Genomic DNA, 15753 nt, shown 5'->3' with positions numbered 1-15753 from the left:
CGATCGATGCTAGTCCGCGTCGGGCTCGGTGCCGACATAGTCCTTCGGCCGCAGCTTCAGCTCGGCCCCGAGTGTCTGCGCAAACTCGTTCGCCTCGTCGCGGCGGCTGAAGGAGGACACCATGACCGGCCTGGTGCCGCGGCCTCCGCACAGGCTCACGTGATACGCGGTGAAGCTGCAATCGGGATCGGAGTGATCGGTGATACTGATGAACTTGAATTCGCTGAGTTGGCGCAGGCTGCGAAACTTCAGCGGACCGAATTGCCTGGTGACGATCAGCTGCCGCGCGATCGGGTCGACCTCGATGAAGTAGCGCAGCGTCGCCAGGATCAGTCCGGGCACGCCGATCACCAGCGCAAAGCCGGTCAGGAACAGCAGCCCGACCCAGCCCTCGCTCCAGTAGCCCGATCCCGTCAGCTCGGCCTTGAGGATCAGGCCGATGTAGTAGGCAAAGTAGAGGCCGCCTTCGAGGAACGGCAGCGAGGCCAGGCGGAAGTACCACTGCTTCAGCCATTCGACGCGCACGCCCTGGTCGTCATGGTTGATTGCAACCGACATCCTGTCCTCTGCCATCAGCTGGAAATGGGAACAGGCGGTAGTCGGCAGTCCGGTGCGCCAGGTTCGACGAAAATCGCCGCTTCTGGGTCGAAAAGCCTCGAAATCAGGCCCGTTTCGGCCGGGAAATCCTTGACTTCCCACGGTTTATGGCTAGTTTCCCGGCCAAACGCGGGCCGATTTGGCCGGCTCCCGATATCCCTGCATTTTCGAGGTTTTGCACATGGCCAAGGCGGTCACCATCAAGGTCAAGCTCGTGTCGACGGCCGATACCGGCTTTTACTACGTCGCCAAGAAGAATTCGCGCACCATGACCGACAAGCTGGTCAAGAAGAAGTACGACCCGGTCGCGCGCAAGCACGTCGAGTTCAAGGAAGCCAAGATCAAGTAAGATCGCCTGCTTCTGACGTTTCAAACGGGGCCCTTTGGGCCCCGTTTTTGCTTTGTGTCCACGCGTCATCCCTGATGCGTCCCGGACCGCCCGGGCGAAGGGCTCGCATGATTGCAACCTTGGACGAGGGAAACGTCGGCGGCTATTCGGTCGCCTACGGCCGCGAAGACATCTACTTTCCGGTCTATGTCACGGCCGCGCTGGCCGCGATCTTCCTGACCGCGAGCTGGATCACCGCCGCAATCTACTGGCTCGCCCTGGCGGCGGCGGCGGCCGGCTTCACCTACTACAACATCCCCCTGCTGGAGGCCGGTCGTCCGACCATCGGGGCCAACCAGTACGGCATCTTCATCCAGGCCTTCGGGCTGATCCGCTGGCGCGCCATCGCGCGCATCGACCTCGTCGAGATCGCCGAGCGCGCGATGACCGTTCACGAGTTGCAGATCGCGCTCAACGGGCCGCTCGGCAGCGCGCTAGTGGCCGATTGGCGCAAGCGGCCGGCCTATCGGCTGCTGATGCGCTTGCCCTGGCGCATGGACCATCGTGGCGTGGTGCGCGTCAATCTCGAGCCATTCGATCGGACGCCCGACGAGATCCACCGGACGTTCCTCAGGATGTGGCGCTACTACCGGAGCTAGCGCTTGAACGCCTCATCACGCAGATGCGCATCCGCAATTTGCGCATCAGGATTGTGCGTGATGGTCATGAACCAAACCAGGCTGAAGAACAGCGACCACGCTGTGTTCCAATAGAACCAGTTCATGGGATCACCTCGAACAGCTTTGACCCGCACCGGCCGGCGAACCTCGCCGGCCCTGCGGAACGCCGCCCAGTCTACTGCACGACCTCGCCGTGCAGCGCGAGATCCAGTCCTTCCCGCTCGATCTCCCGCGTCACGCGAAGCCCGACGAAGAGATTGATCACGAACAGGATGACCAGACTCACGACGGCATCATACACGAAGACGGTCGCGACGCCGATGCACTGATTGATGAACTGCGCGGCATTCCCCTCCAGAACGCCTGCCGTACCACCATACTGCTCGACCGCGAACACGCCCGTCAGCAGCGCTCCGACGATGCCGCCGACGGCATGGACGCCGAAGCAATCCAGCGCGTCATCGTAGCTGAACATGCGCTTCAAGCCGGTGCATCCCCAGTAGCAGAACACGCCCGCGGCAATGCCGATGGCAAACGCACCGACCGGGCCGACGAAACCGGAGGCCGGCGTGATCGCGACGAGACCCGCAACGGCACCCGAGCAGATGCCGACGCCGGTCGGCTTTCCCTTCAGCGCCCATTCCACCAGCATCCAGGTGAAGCCCGCCACCGCCGTGGCGATCTGGGTCACCAGCATGGCCATGCCCGCCTGCATTCCCGCCGTGACGGCGGAGCCGGCGTTGAATCCGAACCAGCCGACCCACAGCAGCGAGGCGCCGATGAAGGTCAGCACCATGTTGTGCGCCGGCCCCGTCTCGACGCGCTTGCCGAGCATGATGGCGCACATCAGCCCGGCCACGCCGGCATTGATGTGCACCACGGTGCCGCCGGCGAAATCGAGAACTTTGACATACGCGGCGTCGTTACCCGCAGAGAAGATCCCGTCGGGCCCCCAGACCCAATGCGCGATCGGCGCGTAGACGAAGATCGCCCACAGCCCGATGAACCAGAGCATGGCGGAGAACTTCATCCGCTCGGCAAACGCACCGGCAATCAGCGCCGGCGTAATGATGGCGAACGTCATCTGGAAGCAGATGTAGACAGACTCAGGGATGGTCGCGGCGAGCGGATTGGGATTGCCGATGCCGCCCTTGCCGATGTCGCTCAGGATGTCCTTGAGGAACATGCGATCCAGACCGCCGATAAACGGCGTGCCGGCACGGAACGCCAGACTGTAGGTCAGGACGGCAAACAGGATCGTGACCAGGCAGGTGACGGCGAAGCTGGTCATCACGGTATCGCCGACATTCTTCTTGCGCACCATGCCGCCGTAGAACAGGCCGAGGCCCGGTACCGTCATCATCAAGACGAGTGCGACGGATGTGAGCATCCACGCGGTGTCGCCGGGGTTTGGTGTGCACTTCTCGAGAATCTTGCCGCCGCAGGCCGGAGGCGCTGCGTCCTCAGCCAGCGCGAGGTCGCTGAACAGCAGGCACAGAAACGCCACTCCCAGCAGCGCAACCACTGTTCTCACGAGCTTCTGGCGCGTGTATGTCCCAGACTCCATCATCGTCCTCCCATCACAAGAAATGTTGCTGTTCGGAATGGGCGCGGTGCGCTCGAGGCGTGAGCGCCGAGAGGCCACTTGCGCGTTCGGTTATCGGGATGTCTCGAAGTGCCGCGATGCGGGTGGCGGGATGCAGCGAAGCCGCGGCGACATCACGCCGGACGCGAGGCACAAGCGCCCCCTGCTCAGCGGCGCGGCGAAGGCCGTGGTGCGCGGATGGCTGGAGAATGCCGGCGACTAGGAGCTTGTCTGGATAGTCGCTGTTCAAATCTGGTCGGGTCTGATTCAACATTGGGCGATGAGCAAGTATTTTCGGCCTTGGAACATCGATCAGACGCTGCTTCTGCCGCCGAATGTGCAGGACTTCGTGCCGAAAGGCCATGTCTCGCGGTTTATGGTTGATCTGGTGCGGGAGAGCCTCGATCTCAGGGAGATCATGGGCAGCTATGTGAGCGGGCTTGGGCAGCCGCCGTTTGATCCGCGGATGATGGTGGCGCTGCTGCTGCATAGCTATGCGAGTGGGCTGTATTCGTCGCGTCGGATTGCCAAGGCCTGCCGGGAGCGGAACGATTTTGTGATGATCGTGGCGCTGGATGCGCCGGATTTTCGGACGATCAGCGACTTTCGCAAGCGACATTTGAAGGCGCTCGGCGCGCTATTCGTGCAGGTTCTGAAGTTGTGCGAGACGGCCGGGCTGGTCAAGCTCGGTCATGTCGCGCTGGATGGTACGAAGATCAAGGCGAACGCGTCGAAACACAAGGCGATGAGTTATGAGCGCATGAAGAAGCGCGAGGCGGAATTGAAGGCCGAGGTCGCTCGCATGCTGGCGGCCGCCGAGGCGGCGGATGCCTCGGAGGATGAGACTTTCGGCAACAGCGACGAACTGCCGGACTGGACCGTCGACAAGCAGAAACGGCTGGCGAAGATCCAGCAAGCGATGGCGGCGCTGGAAGCGGACGCCAAACTGGCGGCGGAGGAAGAGCGCCGCATCGAGGCCGAAAAGGAACAGCAGCGCCAGGCCGAAGGCCGCAAGAAGCCGGGCAAACCGGCGGCGCTGCCATCGGAGGAACCCAATCCCAAGGCGCAACGCAACTTCACCGATCCGGAAAGCCGCATCATGAAGTCGAAGGATGGCTTCGTTCAGGCCTATAATGCCCAGGCGGCCGTCGATGCACATGCCCAGATCATTGTCGCGCAAGAACTGACCCAGCACGGCAGCGATCAGGGCCAGTTGGTGCCCCTGATCGAGGCCATCGAGAGCAATCTTGGCCGCAAGCCGCGGCAGGCCTCAGCGGATTCCGGCTACTGCAGCGAAGCCAATCTCGAAGCGCTCGACACACGCAGCATCGATGGCTATGTCGCGCCCGGTCGCGCCAAGCACCCGACAGTAGCGAACGGAAAAGTCGGCGGCCCGCTGACACAGGCCATGCGAAAGAAGATCGACGATGGCGGCTTCGAAACACCCTACCGATTGCGAAAGCAAGTGGTGGAGCCGGTGTTCGGGCAGATCAAACAGGCAAGAGGCTTCCGCCAGTTCCTGTTGCGGGGCATCGAGAAAGTGCGCGCCGAGTGGACAATGATCTGCACCGTCCATAACCTCCTCAAGCTGTTCAACCTCGCAAACGCAGCCTGAGCCTGCTACTCTACAACAAATGCCCGTCACGAAAACATATCTGGACGGGCTCCTAGACGTGTCGATCATTTGTAATGACGGCATGATGAGGGCCTGCCAGGGCGGTCATAATCTTGGCCCAGATGTCCGCTCGTCGCCAGCGAACGAAGCGATTGTAGCAGGTCGTATAACCGCGCGGCATGAGCGATGTGCGCGGATGCCCGTAGATGGCCCTTTTTTCGGAAGTGCCGCGCTGGCTATCGAACGTCCGGTGTCGGGGGTGAAGCGGACGTTACGGTTGCGCGTTCCGACTTCCGAGTTTGCCCCTGATGTATGGTCCGGCCGCGCGTTGCAAGAGGTTTCGTCAACCTGGCAGATGCGGTCTTGCATCAATGTATCCGGCCTCTGATTGGAGCGTGTGGTGCTCCGGGCCATCATGGATATCAGCGCGCATGCGCTGATTAGCGGACAGGCCTCGAACGGACCATTTGGGTCACCAGTGTTCGCATGCGCCGGGAAGACCGATCCTCCATCGTTGTCTCATCCTCTCGCAGACCTCGGCGGGTAAGGGGTGTTGTTGCTTACGTCATCGATAGCGCCTCGCTTCGCCCTGTTCCTTTGTTCGTGCCTGGCGGTCGTTCCTTCGTCCCGGCCTGCGCGCGCAGACGCGCCGCGCGCAAAGGGCCGTCAAGGCCGGCCGTCGTGCTGTCCCGACGTCTTACTCTACCGCTGCCAGGCCGCGCCTTGACGGCCCCGAGCACGGCGCGAGGATCAGGCAGGTCGGGACTGGTTGTCGTCGGTGAACCTCAACCTTGCCGTGCTGCTGCAAGGCGAAGCCGCAACCGGCGAAGTTCTAGTCGCGGAACGACGGCAAAACAATGGCGGACAATTCCACTCGGAGAATCTCGGCTTGCGAAGCCTGAAGGGCTTCCTCGCGCCCGTCACGGCTTACCGCGCTCGGGTTTCTCGTTTCGCGGCTCGATGCCACTGCAAGACTTGCCGTGAAGGTGCAGCGGCCCGACCCGACGCCCGCGGTCGCCGCGGGCTAATGCTCGCTGAGGAGATCCGTAAGCTGGTCGGACCGAGGGGGGAACAAGTTCAAGCTGAGGATCGGGCCAATCGTCGCCGGGGACCCGGTCGGCGATGCCGCCGTGGAGCGGGACCCGCCCGGGCAAACCTTGCTCCACGGTTGCAAGGCGAAGTCTCAGCCGGCAAAGTACTAATCGCGGAACCAGCCGTCTGCCTGCTTGGCGCTTGGACCCGGCAGACGCTGCCCGGCCGAAACCCGCTTCAGTGCAAGTTCGAAAGTTGTCCTACCTGGGGTTGCCTCATGTTCCTTGACAAGCTCCAGGCCGATATGCTCTCCGAGATACGGCAATCCAGGTCGATGGGGTTCGGAGTTCATGGCCGAATTCAGATTCGCCGGTCGCCTAGTACCTACTGTTCTTAAAGCGTGAGTCGTGATTCAAGGTCGGGATGATACCCGAAGCAAGAGAAGTCCACCTTTCGAGGAAAGATCGCAAGGTGCTTGAGGCGTGTTGCCGCTCCCCGGTGACGTTGCAGCGCGATTTGAAGCGGGCGCGGATAGTTCTGTTGGCGGCGGATGGACGCAGCACTCGGTCGATCGCCAAGGAAGTTGGGGTCCAGCCGCGGATTGTCAGCCTTTGGCGGCATCGCTATGCCGACCAAGGCCTTGAAGGGCTGCAAGACAAGCCGCGACCGGGCAAGCAGCCAATCTATACGAAGGCCACCGACAAGCGGATTCTGAAGCTGCTGGACAAGCCGCCGCCGGACGGGTTCGCACGCTGGACCGGGCCCCTGCTGGCCGGGGCGCTGGGCGATGTTGACGTCCAATATGTCTGGCGGTTCCTGCGCAGCCACAAGATTGACCTCGCGGCTCGTAAGTCCTGGTGTGAGAGCAACGACCCGAACTTTACGGCCAAAGCCGCCGATGTTGTCGGCCTCTATGTCGCCCCGCCCGCGAAGGCCATTGTGCTGTGCGTGGACGAGAAGCCCTCGATCCAGGCTTTGGAGCGAGCGCAGGGTTATCTGAAGTTGCCCAATGGCCGCGCCTTGACCGGCCAGAGCCACGATTACAAGCGGCATGGCACCACAACATTGTTTGCGGCGCTCGAAGTCGCCACCGGAAAGATCATCGCGGCGCATTCAAAACGCCGACGCCGCGTCGAGTTTCTCGACTTCATGAACAGCGTCACCGCGGCTTTTCCGAACCGGAAGCTTCACGTCATCCTCGACAACCTCAACACCCACAAGAAGAACGAGCATTGGCTCAAGGCCCACCCCAACGTGCAATTTCATTTCACGCCGACAAGTGCGTCTTGGCTCAATCAGGTCGAGGTATGGTTTTCGATCTTGCAGGGGCAGTCGCTCAGCGGCACCTCCTTCACAAGCCTCACGCAGCTTCAGGAGCACATCGATGCCTACGTCAACGCATACAACGACAGAGCCGAGCCCTTCGTCTGGACCAAGAAAAAGGTCCGTCAACGCCGTTTCAAAGGCCGCCGTATCACTCAGCTCTGATTCTGGGTACTAGTATCCAAGCCTCAGGGGACTGCCGTCTCTCAAATGTCCTGAACACCGACACGAGACACGATGCCAAACTCCGACGAGGTATGTTGAGGTCACTATTGCATGTCTGAATCGGCGATCGCCGCCCCCCCCACCTTGTTTCCCGCATGGTGCGACGCTGTCGTGATGTTGACCTGGTCCGATTGGCACCTTGAGCCGCGCTCGAACCGCTTTCATTATGCGACCCGCTTCGCTCGGCATCTGCCCGTCTATTTCGTGCAACCTGACAGCTTTGTTCAGGAAATCTCCAGCGAGAAAGTTTCGGGCCACAACATCGAAGTGGTGCATGTGGCCTCGCAGGATAGCGATTCCCGCGCCAAGGCCATTCAGGCCTTCCTGCGCACGCGCGGCGTTCGCAATCCATTGATGTGGATCTACAATCCCAATTTCGAGCGCTTCGTCGCACTCTCCGGCGCACCAATGCGCATCTTCCATGCAACGGAGGACTATCTCGGGTCGAATGGGCCGCTGGCCAAATCGACAGGCGGCGCCGAACTGATTGAGACAATCAGCAGAATGATCGCACAGTGCGACCTTGTCGTCGCCGTTTCCGACGGTGTCGCAGACAATTTTCGTGTGAATGGTCAATATAGCGGAGACATGATTGTCCTGCGCAATGGCTGCGATTTCAGCTTCTGGCAAGCAAGCGGTGCGGCTTTCGATGCCCCCAGCGAGGACGCTCCGGATACCGCGATCTTCCAGGGAAACCTCAACGGCCGAGTTGACTATGATCTGTTGATTGAGCTCACGGAACGCATGCCGGATTGGACGTTCGAATTCTGCGGCCAAATCGCTCATGCTCCGGCGGGTTGGCAGACTCTCAGCAGCAGGCCCAATGTCCGTTATCTTGGTGTGCTTGAACCGCAAGCCATCGCCGACGCTGCCCGCGGCGCGCGCGTCGGCCTGATTCCTTTTGAACAGGCCGACTACATATGGCGGTCGTTGCCCCTAAAGGCTTACGAATATCTGGCTTGCGGCCTTCCGGTTGTCAGCGTGCCCATAGAAGAAATGCAGAAGCACCCGGAAATGTTTGCAATTGCCAGTGGTTCTGCCGCCTTTGAGGCTGCCATGCGCGAGCGGGCTGCCTCACGCGCCGATCCGGAAATGATCAACAAGCGACTCGCGCATGCAAGGCGCGTTTCCTATGATGAGTGTTTTGAGCAGCTGCTGTCGCGCATGAAGACGACTATGCGCACGATAGAAGAGTGGCGGCCGCGGCTTAACATCCTTATGTTTTATGATGAGAGATCCGCTCACCTATCTCGTGTGCAATCCAGTCTCGATGCCTTCTCTTTGCATTCATCCTGCCGAATGCATTTCATGAGCGGCACGGCGATTTGGGGGCCGACATTTGAACCAATCGACCTGCGGATGTTCGATGCAGTGATCATCCATGACAGCATCGACCTTTCGGCTGCACAGCATTTGGGGCATGATATTGCCGCGTCCATTGAGATCTATGATGGTCCAAAACTCCTCCTTTCGGGCAAAGAGCTCAAAAATACGGAACGGCTGCGCCGCTGGATCGAGCGCATGAGCATTGACTGCGTCTTTACTCGCGTTCCCGAGCCAAGCATCGCTCGCGTCTATCCGCCGGACCGCTTCGGGATGGTCGATTTTCTGCAGATGCGAGACGCGCCTGCTACCGAATCGAGCGCGGGCCAGTACGTGCGCCGGACTGCCGAACGTGGGATTTCGCTGTGCAGCCGGTGGAGCAACCCGCCTTTGCTGGCCGGCAGGTCGGGATACGAAGCAAAATGGGCTGCACAGGAAACTAAAAGGTTAGCCGTCGAGTGCGGCCTAATCGTGGATTTCGCTGAGTATGCCTCCGGCACTCCGGCCAGTGAGTGGCATCAACTTCTTGGCTCCAGCCGGGCTATTTTCGTGGCCCCCCCAATATCGTTGCCGTTAGATGACAGCGGCGCCTTGGAGGACCTTGCCAGCCAACATCACGCGATGTCACATACCGAATTCGCACAGCGCTTCCTGTTACAACAGGATGAGCCGATCCGCTTGCATGAGATCCCATCCGTGATTTTTGATGCCATTTCGATGCGCACAGCGCTGGTCCTATTCGAAGGCGAATATGGGGACGTTTTGACGCCGGGGCGTCACTATCTTGCTCTCAAGAGCGATCTCTCGAATGCCGAGGACATATTCGAAAAGATCAAGGATGATGATGTTATCTCTGCAATGACCCAACAGGCCTATGAAGACATCATTGCTTCGGGGCGCCATAGCCTTGGCAGAGTCGTCGACGACGTCGACGACTACCTTCAAAAGCGCGCTCGAGGGCGCAAGCGGGCGACGCTTGTCACGCTTCCGATTTTAGCGGTGGCCGCGGGCCAGCAGATGCAGATTGCCCAACGCAAGGGCAGCCTGCGCCCGATCCTCGATCAAGTAATCCCGCCCGATGTTTTCACCCAGGACCAGATCTACAATCATCTGCTGCCGGCGGGCGCGCAGCTATTTCCGACGCCGGCTCGCTCGACGGAGGCGCAGATCGAGAAGGTGATGATGGTCCTTGAGGCTGTGGCTGCCGATTTGAAGGGTATGGGCGCGGCGGTTCAGCAGATCATCGAAAGCCAACGGCCGCCGCTCTGGTATCGCGGGGTCCAGGCCATGTGGCATGTAGTACCCGCGTCCGTGCGTTCGCGGTTGCGTACTCTGCGCGGCCGGTAGAAACCACGCTCGGCCCTTGCCCGTCGGCCTCCAAGGCAGGTTCTTCACATGTGCGGCATATTTGCTTCAATCGGCTTCGAGCCGCAACGCAGCGCTATCGACATTGTCGCCCATCGCGGGCCTGACGGATCCGGCTGGGAAACCTATGAAAGCTCGCGCGGCCCTGTGGCGCTCGGCCACCGCCGGCTGGCAATCATCGATCTGTCCGATCATGCACGCCAGCCCATGGCGGATGCGACCGGCCGCTGGCATCTCACCTTCAATGGCGAAATTTATAATTATCGCGAATTGCGCGAGGAGCTGCGCTCGGCAGGCGCGCATTTCTCGACGGAGAGCGACAGTGAGGTGCTGCTTCAGGCGCTAATTGTCTGGGGCGAGGTAACGGCTCTTCCAAAGTTGCGCGGCATGTTCGCCTTCGTTCTCTGGGACAATGTCGAAAAGCGCCTCATCGCCGCGCGCGACCGGTTCGGCATCAAGCCACTTTACTGGGTGGAGACGGCGCAGGGCATCGCGTTCGCGTCCGAGATCAAGCAATTGCTTGAGCTGCGCCACATTGCCCGGAGCGTCGATATTGCGCGCGTGCATGATTTTCTATTGGCGGGCATGGCCGATCATACATCCGAGACCATGTTCGCCGGCATCCGCCAGTTGCGCGGCGGTGAGTGCGCGATACTGGACGCGTCAACCGCATCAATCCGCCGCAGCCCCGTTATGTGGAGGTGGTATGCCTATTCGACCGCGACGATTTCTATTGACGAGGGTGAGGCGGCGACGCGTTTCAAGGCGCTTCTAACTGATGCGGTTTCGACCCATCTGCGCTCGGATGTGCCGCTCGGCTCTTGCCTGTCGGGAGGACTCGATTCTTCCTCCATCGTTTGTCTGATGAGCGACATGCTCGGCTCGCGCAGGGGGGGACCCAAGGTTGAGACGGTCTCGGCTTGCTACGGCGAAAAGTCCGTCGATGAAAAGCCTTTCATGGACGAGGTGGTGCGCGATGCGGCGACCAATCCGCATTTCGTCTACCCGCGCGTTGAGGATGTTTTTGCCCGCGCCTCTGACATTGCGTGGCATCAGGATGAGCCCTTTGGCTCGACATCTATCTTCGCCCAATGGTGCGTTTTCGAGGAGGCCAAGCGCGCCGGACTAAAGGTGATGCTCGACGGGCAAGGTGCGGACGAGCAGCTCGCGGGCTATCATGGCTGCTATTATTATTACCTCGACCGGCTGTCGAAGGATCGCCAGATTGGGGAATTGCTGGCCGTGATCTGGGATCGTCGTCGTAAGCATCGCACCCCGCTGCGCCAGCAGTTCGACCAGTTCGTGCGCCCACTCCTGTCCGAACGACTACGTCGGCGCATTCCCGCCGCCAAGCCAACAGGGCCGGTGGCGCGTCATTATGGCTGGCTGGACACCGATATTGTGGCCCAGGCCGGCAATCCTACCAGCGCCATGGCCACTGCGGTGGCCCCGTTCGGGTTGGAAGTCCCGAATGACATCAAGAGCTTCTGCTTTGCGACTGCCTATGCATCCAATCTCCAGTTGCTGCTGCACTGGGAGGATCGCAATTCCATGGCCCATTCCATCGAGGCCCGGGTGCCTTTCGTCGATCATCCCCTGATCGAATTCTCCTTGTCGCTAGGAGACCAACACAAAATGGTCCGCGGCACTACCAAGAAGGTCCTTCGGCGGGCCATGCGCGGCATTCTGCCCGACAAGATTACTGACCGGCACGACAAGCTGGGCTTTGCGACGCCTGAGGAAAGCTGGTTCAAGGGCTTCCTGCGGGAGCCGGTGATCGACGGCGTCGAGGCCGCGCTGCGGCGCTTTCCGGGTCTGATGGATGCCGATGAGACCCGTGCCCTGGTGCGTGACTCTCTGGACGGCCGACGGCCTTTCGATTTCGCGCCCTGGCGCATCGTGAGCCTTGGCCAGTGGGGCGAGCGCTTCGGGGTGAGCCTCTGAACCGCTGACAATGCCGGGGGCCTGTGCTAGCCCGTCCTATTCGTGAGAGTGCTTTTTTTAGTCCGATTGATGTGGCCGCACATCTGCTCTGACGAGGCGCGCGGGATTGCCTTCGGCTTTTCACCGCCTGACGACCCGTACTTTGCAACGCGCTTGAGGGATGGGTTGGGCGAACGGGGGGCGGACGCCCCGCCGGTCAAGGACCGAGCGGCAGCAGCGCGCCTGGCAAGCCGCGGATCAGGTCGGCTTCGGGACATGCCGCGGCAAACGCAAGGCGAATGCGGCTCGTGGTCTCGACGACACGGGCAGCGAGTTTCAAGAGACGAAGACGCAGCGTCGCGAACTCGGCTGTGGCCAATTCCCGGGCTTTGGGAATCGCGTCGCGCACGGTCAGCATCAGCCAATAAGCGGCGGTGTGGAGAACGAGGCGGACTTGATTGGCGAGCGCCGAACGGCAGCTGGTGCGATCGGAGGCGAGCTGTGTCTTATGCAGCTTGATCAGATTCTCGGCTTGGCCGCGCGCGCAATACAGGCTGTCGTAGATCCACTCGGCCGAGCCGACATCGAGGCTGGTGACGACGAAACGGATGTCGAGGCCGAGCATCGTCGCCTCAATACGGGCGACGGTACGCCGTTCGCGATCCCAGGACTTGGCCTTGTGGCGCGTCTCGGTATAGCCACGCAGAACCGGCAGGTTCTCGATGGCGCGTCGCGTGCGGATGTCGTCGGCGGCCTCGTCGAGTTTTCTGGCGAGCGGCTTGGTGCCGGACAGACCGAAGATGTAGTCGATGCCGTTGGTCTCGCACCACGCCATTGCCTCCGGCCGGGCATAGTGCCCGTCGCCACGGAACGTAATTCGCGTGTTGTGCCACCGCGTCCGGATATGCCGTATCAGGCGGCGCAGATGGGCACGCACCTCGACGCCGCCCGGCGTCTTGCCGGGCCGCAACACGACCGCCACGGGCCGGCTCTTCTCCGTGTCGTAGACGTGGATCGGCAGGAAGCAGCGTTCGTCATAATGAGCGTTGAACAGCGAGAGCTGCTGATGGCCGTGGACGACATCGCAGGTATCATCGATGTCGAGCGTGACGGATGCCGGCTCGCGCGGGTAGCTATCCATCCATGCGTCGACCAAAGTGTAGGTCAGTCGGATCACGTCGCGCAGGCGCGGAGCATTCTCCAGCCGCGACAGCGTCGGTTGGGAACACAGATCGCGACCCGTGTCCGGCAGCCGTCCGCAGGCCAGCTTGAATGCGGGATCGGACCGCAGATGATCGAGGTCGTCGGCGTCCTCGTAGCCGCAGCAGATCGCGAACATGCGCGCGCGGAACATATCGACAAGGCTGTGCACGACCCGCGTCGGATCGCGCCGATCCGGGAACACCCGGGCCAAATTGTCGGCCAAGCCGAGACGCCGCTCGGCCATCGCCAGAAGCATCACGCCCCCGTTCGAGGTCAGCCGACCGCCATCGAAGGCAGCTGTGACTTTCTTGGCGTGAACGGCTGGAAACGAGAAGGGCAGAATCGTATCATCGGTCATGGCGGGCCTGGCGGTTGAGGTGATGGGGTTGGCTTTGCAACCGAATCCTACGCCGCATCAGCGCTTTACACCACGCTCGCCAGCCTCTCAGGCGCACTCTGACGAATAAGACGGGCTAGTCATACCCCGCTCTGCGACCAATGAAAGTCAGGCGGCCAGGGTACTTCGGCGCGTCTATTTGGAGCGAGGGCAATGTGGCAAATGGCAAGTAGCGTGGCGCCGGAGCGTCAAATGGTTCGGGGGCTTTGAGCACGCGCTCAAAGCATGAACGTAGCGACGAAACAACAGAACTTGCAGAGGACTATACGTGGCCGGTTTTCATCACGGAACAATGCGATTCGAGCGTCCTTATCTGAAGATCGAGAATGATATTCCGGTCTTTGAGGAGAACGACGCCTATATCGAGAACTATGACAGGATCGCGTCCGATCACCTGGAAGGTTTGCGCCGAACCGGCTCGAATCCCTTCATGAGCGAGAAGCAGATTCAGCAGACTATCCAGTCTGTCCAAGATCTTGTCAGGGCTCATGTTGCGCCAGGCTCGCGCCTTCTTGATGTTGGCATCGGGCTTGGCGGCTTGATGGCTACGCTCACGGAATATGAGCGCTATGGTTTGGAAATTGCCATGCCCTATTTGCAGGAGTGCAAAAAGCTAGTACCCAACCTGTGTTTGTCGCGGATTGAAAATGCACCCTTTGAGTCGTCCTTCTTCGATGCGATCGTGACGGTGGACGTATTGGAACACGTGTTGCAGCTTGATAGGGCCATGCAGCAGATTGACCGGATGCTGAAGCCGGGCGGTTACATCATAGTGGATGTACCAAATGAGGAGCGCCTAGACTCTTATCTGCCCTCCGAGTCGGTCTACGATTATGTTCACGTTCGCGGGTTCAGCCTAAGTGGGTTGCGGCTGCTGTTTCAAAGAATCTGGGGCTATGAATATATCGCTCACCAGTTTAGCGGTTGGCTGCTGAACAGCTTCGACAACTTAAAACTATGTATCCCAGAAGGGACCGGACCTGTTCAGGACATACTGAACAGCGAAGAAGCGCAAGTGCCAGAGCTGGATGGTCTGCGGAGCTTGAGGCACTACGACCAGGATCGGCTATCGCGGGATCTTGTCTTTCTGCGCGACCGCCATCCCGATCTGGCCCGGAAGTTATTTCACCATATTTTGCGACCCGTCGAACTGACTTCCGTTTTCCGCAAGCCACTGAGCGCGCGGTGATAGACGATGCCCTTTGCCTCGTATGGGGATCAAGTATCCCCCGAGCGTGTTTTAACATTTGTTCTCGCGAGTCAGTTGCTTGCTGCCAGAAGTGCGAACGCCTAAGACGCGTCGCCGACGCGATTGCTTGGACCTTTGCCTTTGCGCAAGAGGACGTCGCTCTCCGTCAAGCGGACGATTGAAAAATGATGCGCTGGTTTGAAATTTATGGGCCGCGGCTGTTCCACGCCGTTCGGCACGATGTACGTCAACGGTATGCGGGTTCGGCCTTGGGTTCTGCTTGGGCGGTCCTGTATCCGGCCGCCATGCTGACTTTTTATGCCACGATCTATGTACTCATATTCCAGATACGCGCGCCAAATATAACACCAGCAACGTATACGGTTCTGGTGATGAGCGGCCTTGCGCCAATTTTGATGTTTTCAGAAAGTTTGTCGTCGGGGCTGGGGATTATCATCGCGCACCGTACATTGCTCATGAATACGGTGTTTCCTGCGGTGTTGCTGCCTCCTCGCTCTGTCCTGGCAAGCCAAGTTCCCTCCCTTGCGGCATTGGCAATCACAAGTGTGGCCGCGATCCTGCTTTCATCGGCTTCGGCGATCGCGCTGCTTGTCGTACCCGTTACTTGGATACTACTGATCATGTTCATGATGGGGTTGGTTTGGATTTTTTCGCTCGTTGCGCTGGTTGCGCGCGACATCCAACAGGGGATCGGAATCATAAATATGGCGCTCATGGTTCTCAGCCCCATGGCCTACACCCCCGAAATGGTTCCGGCGCAATTGAAATTCATCATTTGGTTCAATCCATTGAGCTATTTCGTCCTGTGTCTGCAGGCGCCTTTAGCGCTCGGAACCTGGCCGACGGCCTTCGCAATGGCAGGCGCCGCTGTGCTGGGACTAGGTACTTTTTTTGTTGGTCTGGCGTTCTTCCGTCGCGCTCGCTTTGCCTTTGTTGACTTTGCTTGA

12 protein-coding genes and 1 pseudogene are annotated in these 15753 nt (G+C 60.2%); 8 read left to right on the top strand and 5 right to left on the bottom strand.

Annotated features, from left to right (window positions below; genetic code table 11):
- Positions 1–9: 9 nt before the first annotated feature.
- The gene (locus tag HAP54_RS32385; RefSeq protein ID WP_166294322.1) at positions 10–558 is read right to left on the bottom strand and encodes a hypothetical protein; all 549 of its coding nucleotides are present in this window, start codon (positions 556–558) and stop codon (positions 10–12) included.
- A gap of 220 nt (positions 559–778) precedes the next feature.
- Here HAP54_RS32385 and rpmG point away from each other — a divergent pair, with 220 nt between their 5' ends.
- Complete coding sequence (gene rpmG, locus HAP54_RS32380) at positions 779–946, top strand: 50S ribosomal protein L33 (protein ID WP_018271988.1); 168 nt, start codon at positions 779–781, stop codon at positions 944–946.
- Positions 947–1053: 107 nt separating this feature from the next.
- A complete protein-coding gene (locus tag HAP54_RS32375; RefSeq protein ID WP_166294320.1) occupies positions 1054–1584 on the top strand; it encodes a hypothetical protein in 531 nt (176 codons plus the stop codon).
- Here HAP54_RS32375 and HAP54_RS32370 read toward each other — a convergent pair.
- Both HAP54_RS32370 and HAP54_RS32365 read right to left on the bottom strand, forming a co-directional pair.
- Entirely contained in the window at positions 1581–1709 is a 129-nt protein-coding gene (locus tag HAP54_RS32370; protein WP_256375187.1) for a hypothetical protein, read from the bottom strand. The genes HAP54_RS32375 and HAP54_RS32370 overlap by 4 nt on opposite strands.
- Before the next feature lie 71 nt (positions 1710–1780).
- Positions 1781–3175: an ammonium transporter gene (locus HAP54_RS32365; RefSeq protein WP_166294318.1), complete on the bottom strand. Its 1395-nt coding sequence runs from the start codon at positions 3173–3175 to the stop codon at positions 1781–1783.
- 295 nt (positions 3176–3470) lie between these two features.
- On the opposite strand from HAP54_RS32365, the gene HAP54_RS32360 reads away from it, so the two are divergent.
- The gene (locus tag HAP54_RS32360) at positions 3471–4805 is read left to right on the top strand and encodes an IS1182 family transposase (RefSeq protein ID WP_166202952.1); all 1335 of its coding nucleotides are present in this window, start codon (positions 3471–3473) and stop codon (positions 4803–4805) included.
- Between the two features lie 54 nt (positions 4806–4859).
- Here HAP54_RS32360 and HAP54_RS32355 read toward each other — a convergent pair.
- Positions 4860–4974 (bottom strand): annotated as a pseudogene (locus HAP54_RS32355) (IS5/IS1182 family transposase); the annotation flags it as partial.
- A 1286-nt stretch (positions 4975–6260) separates the two neighbouring features.
- On the opposite strand from HAP54_RS32355, the gene HAP54_RS32350 reads away from it, so the two are divergent.
- The 3 genes from HAP54_RS32350 (at position 6261) to asnB (ending at position 12017) form a co-directional block, all read left to right on the top strand.
- Positions 6261–7325 carry an IS630 family transposase gene (locus HAP54_RS32350; RefSeq protein ID WP_166204319.1) on the top strand — a complete coding sequence of 355 codons (1065 nt, stop codon included), beginning with the start codon at positions 6261–6263 and terminating at the stop codon, positions 7323–7325.
- A gap of 111 nt (positions 7326–7436) precedes the next feature.
- Entirely contained in the window at positions 7437–10055 is a 2619-nt protein-coding gene (locus tag HAP54_RS32345) for a glycosyltransferase (RefSeq protein WP_166294316.1), read from the top strand.
- A gap of 48 nt (positions 10056–10103) precedes the next feature.
- A complete protein-coding gene (asnB, locus tag HAP54_RS32340; RefSeq protein WP_166294314.1) occupies positions 10104–12017 on the top strand; it encodes an asparagine synthase (glutamine-hydrolyzing) in 1914 nt (637 codons plus the stop codon).
- A gap of 196 nt (positions 12018–12213) precedes the next feature.
- Here asnB and HAP54_RS32335 read toward each other — a convergent pair whose 3' ends face one another.
- A complete protein-coding gene (locus HAP54_RS32335) occupies positions 12214–13557 on the bottom strand; it encodes an IS1380-like element ISBdi2 family transposase (protein WP_166204320.1) in 1344 nt (447 codons plus the stop codon).
- A gap of 307 nt (positions 13558–13864) precedes the next feature.
- Between HAP54_RS32335 and HAP54_RS32330 the strand changes: the two genes are divergently transcribed.
- Both HAP54_RS32330 and HAP54_RS32325 read left to right on the top strand, forming a co-directional pair.
- Complete coding sequence (locus HAP54_RS32330) at positions 13865–14785, top strand: class I SAM-dependent methyltransferase (RefSeq protein ID WP_166294312.1); 921 nt, start codon at positions 13865–13867, stop codon at positions 14783–14785.
- Between the two features lie 185 nt (positions 14786–14970).
- Positions 14971–15753 carry an ABC transporter permease gene (locus HAP54_RS32325; RefSeq protein ID WP_166294310.1) on the top strand — a complete coding sequence of 261 codons (783 nt, stop codon included), beginning with the start codon at positions 14971–14973 and terminating at the stop codon, positions 15751–15753.

It is taken from the genome of Bradyrhizobium sp. 2S1 (genome assembly GCF_011516625.5).
GTDB lineage: Bacteria > Pseudomonadota > Alphaproteobacteria > Rhizobiales > Xanthobacteraceae > Bradyrhizobium > Bradyrhizobium septentrionale.
The sequence above is the reverse complement of the archived record's forward strand: the minus strand, read 5'-3'. Positions and strand labels throughout refer to the sequence as shown.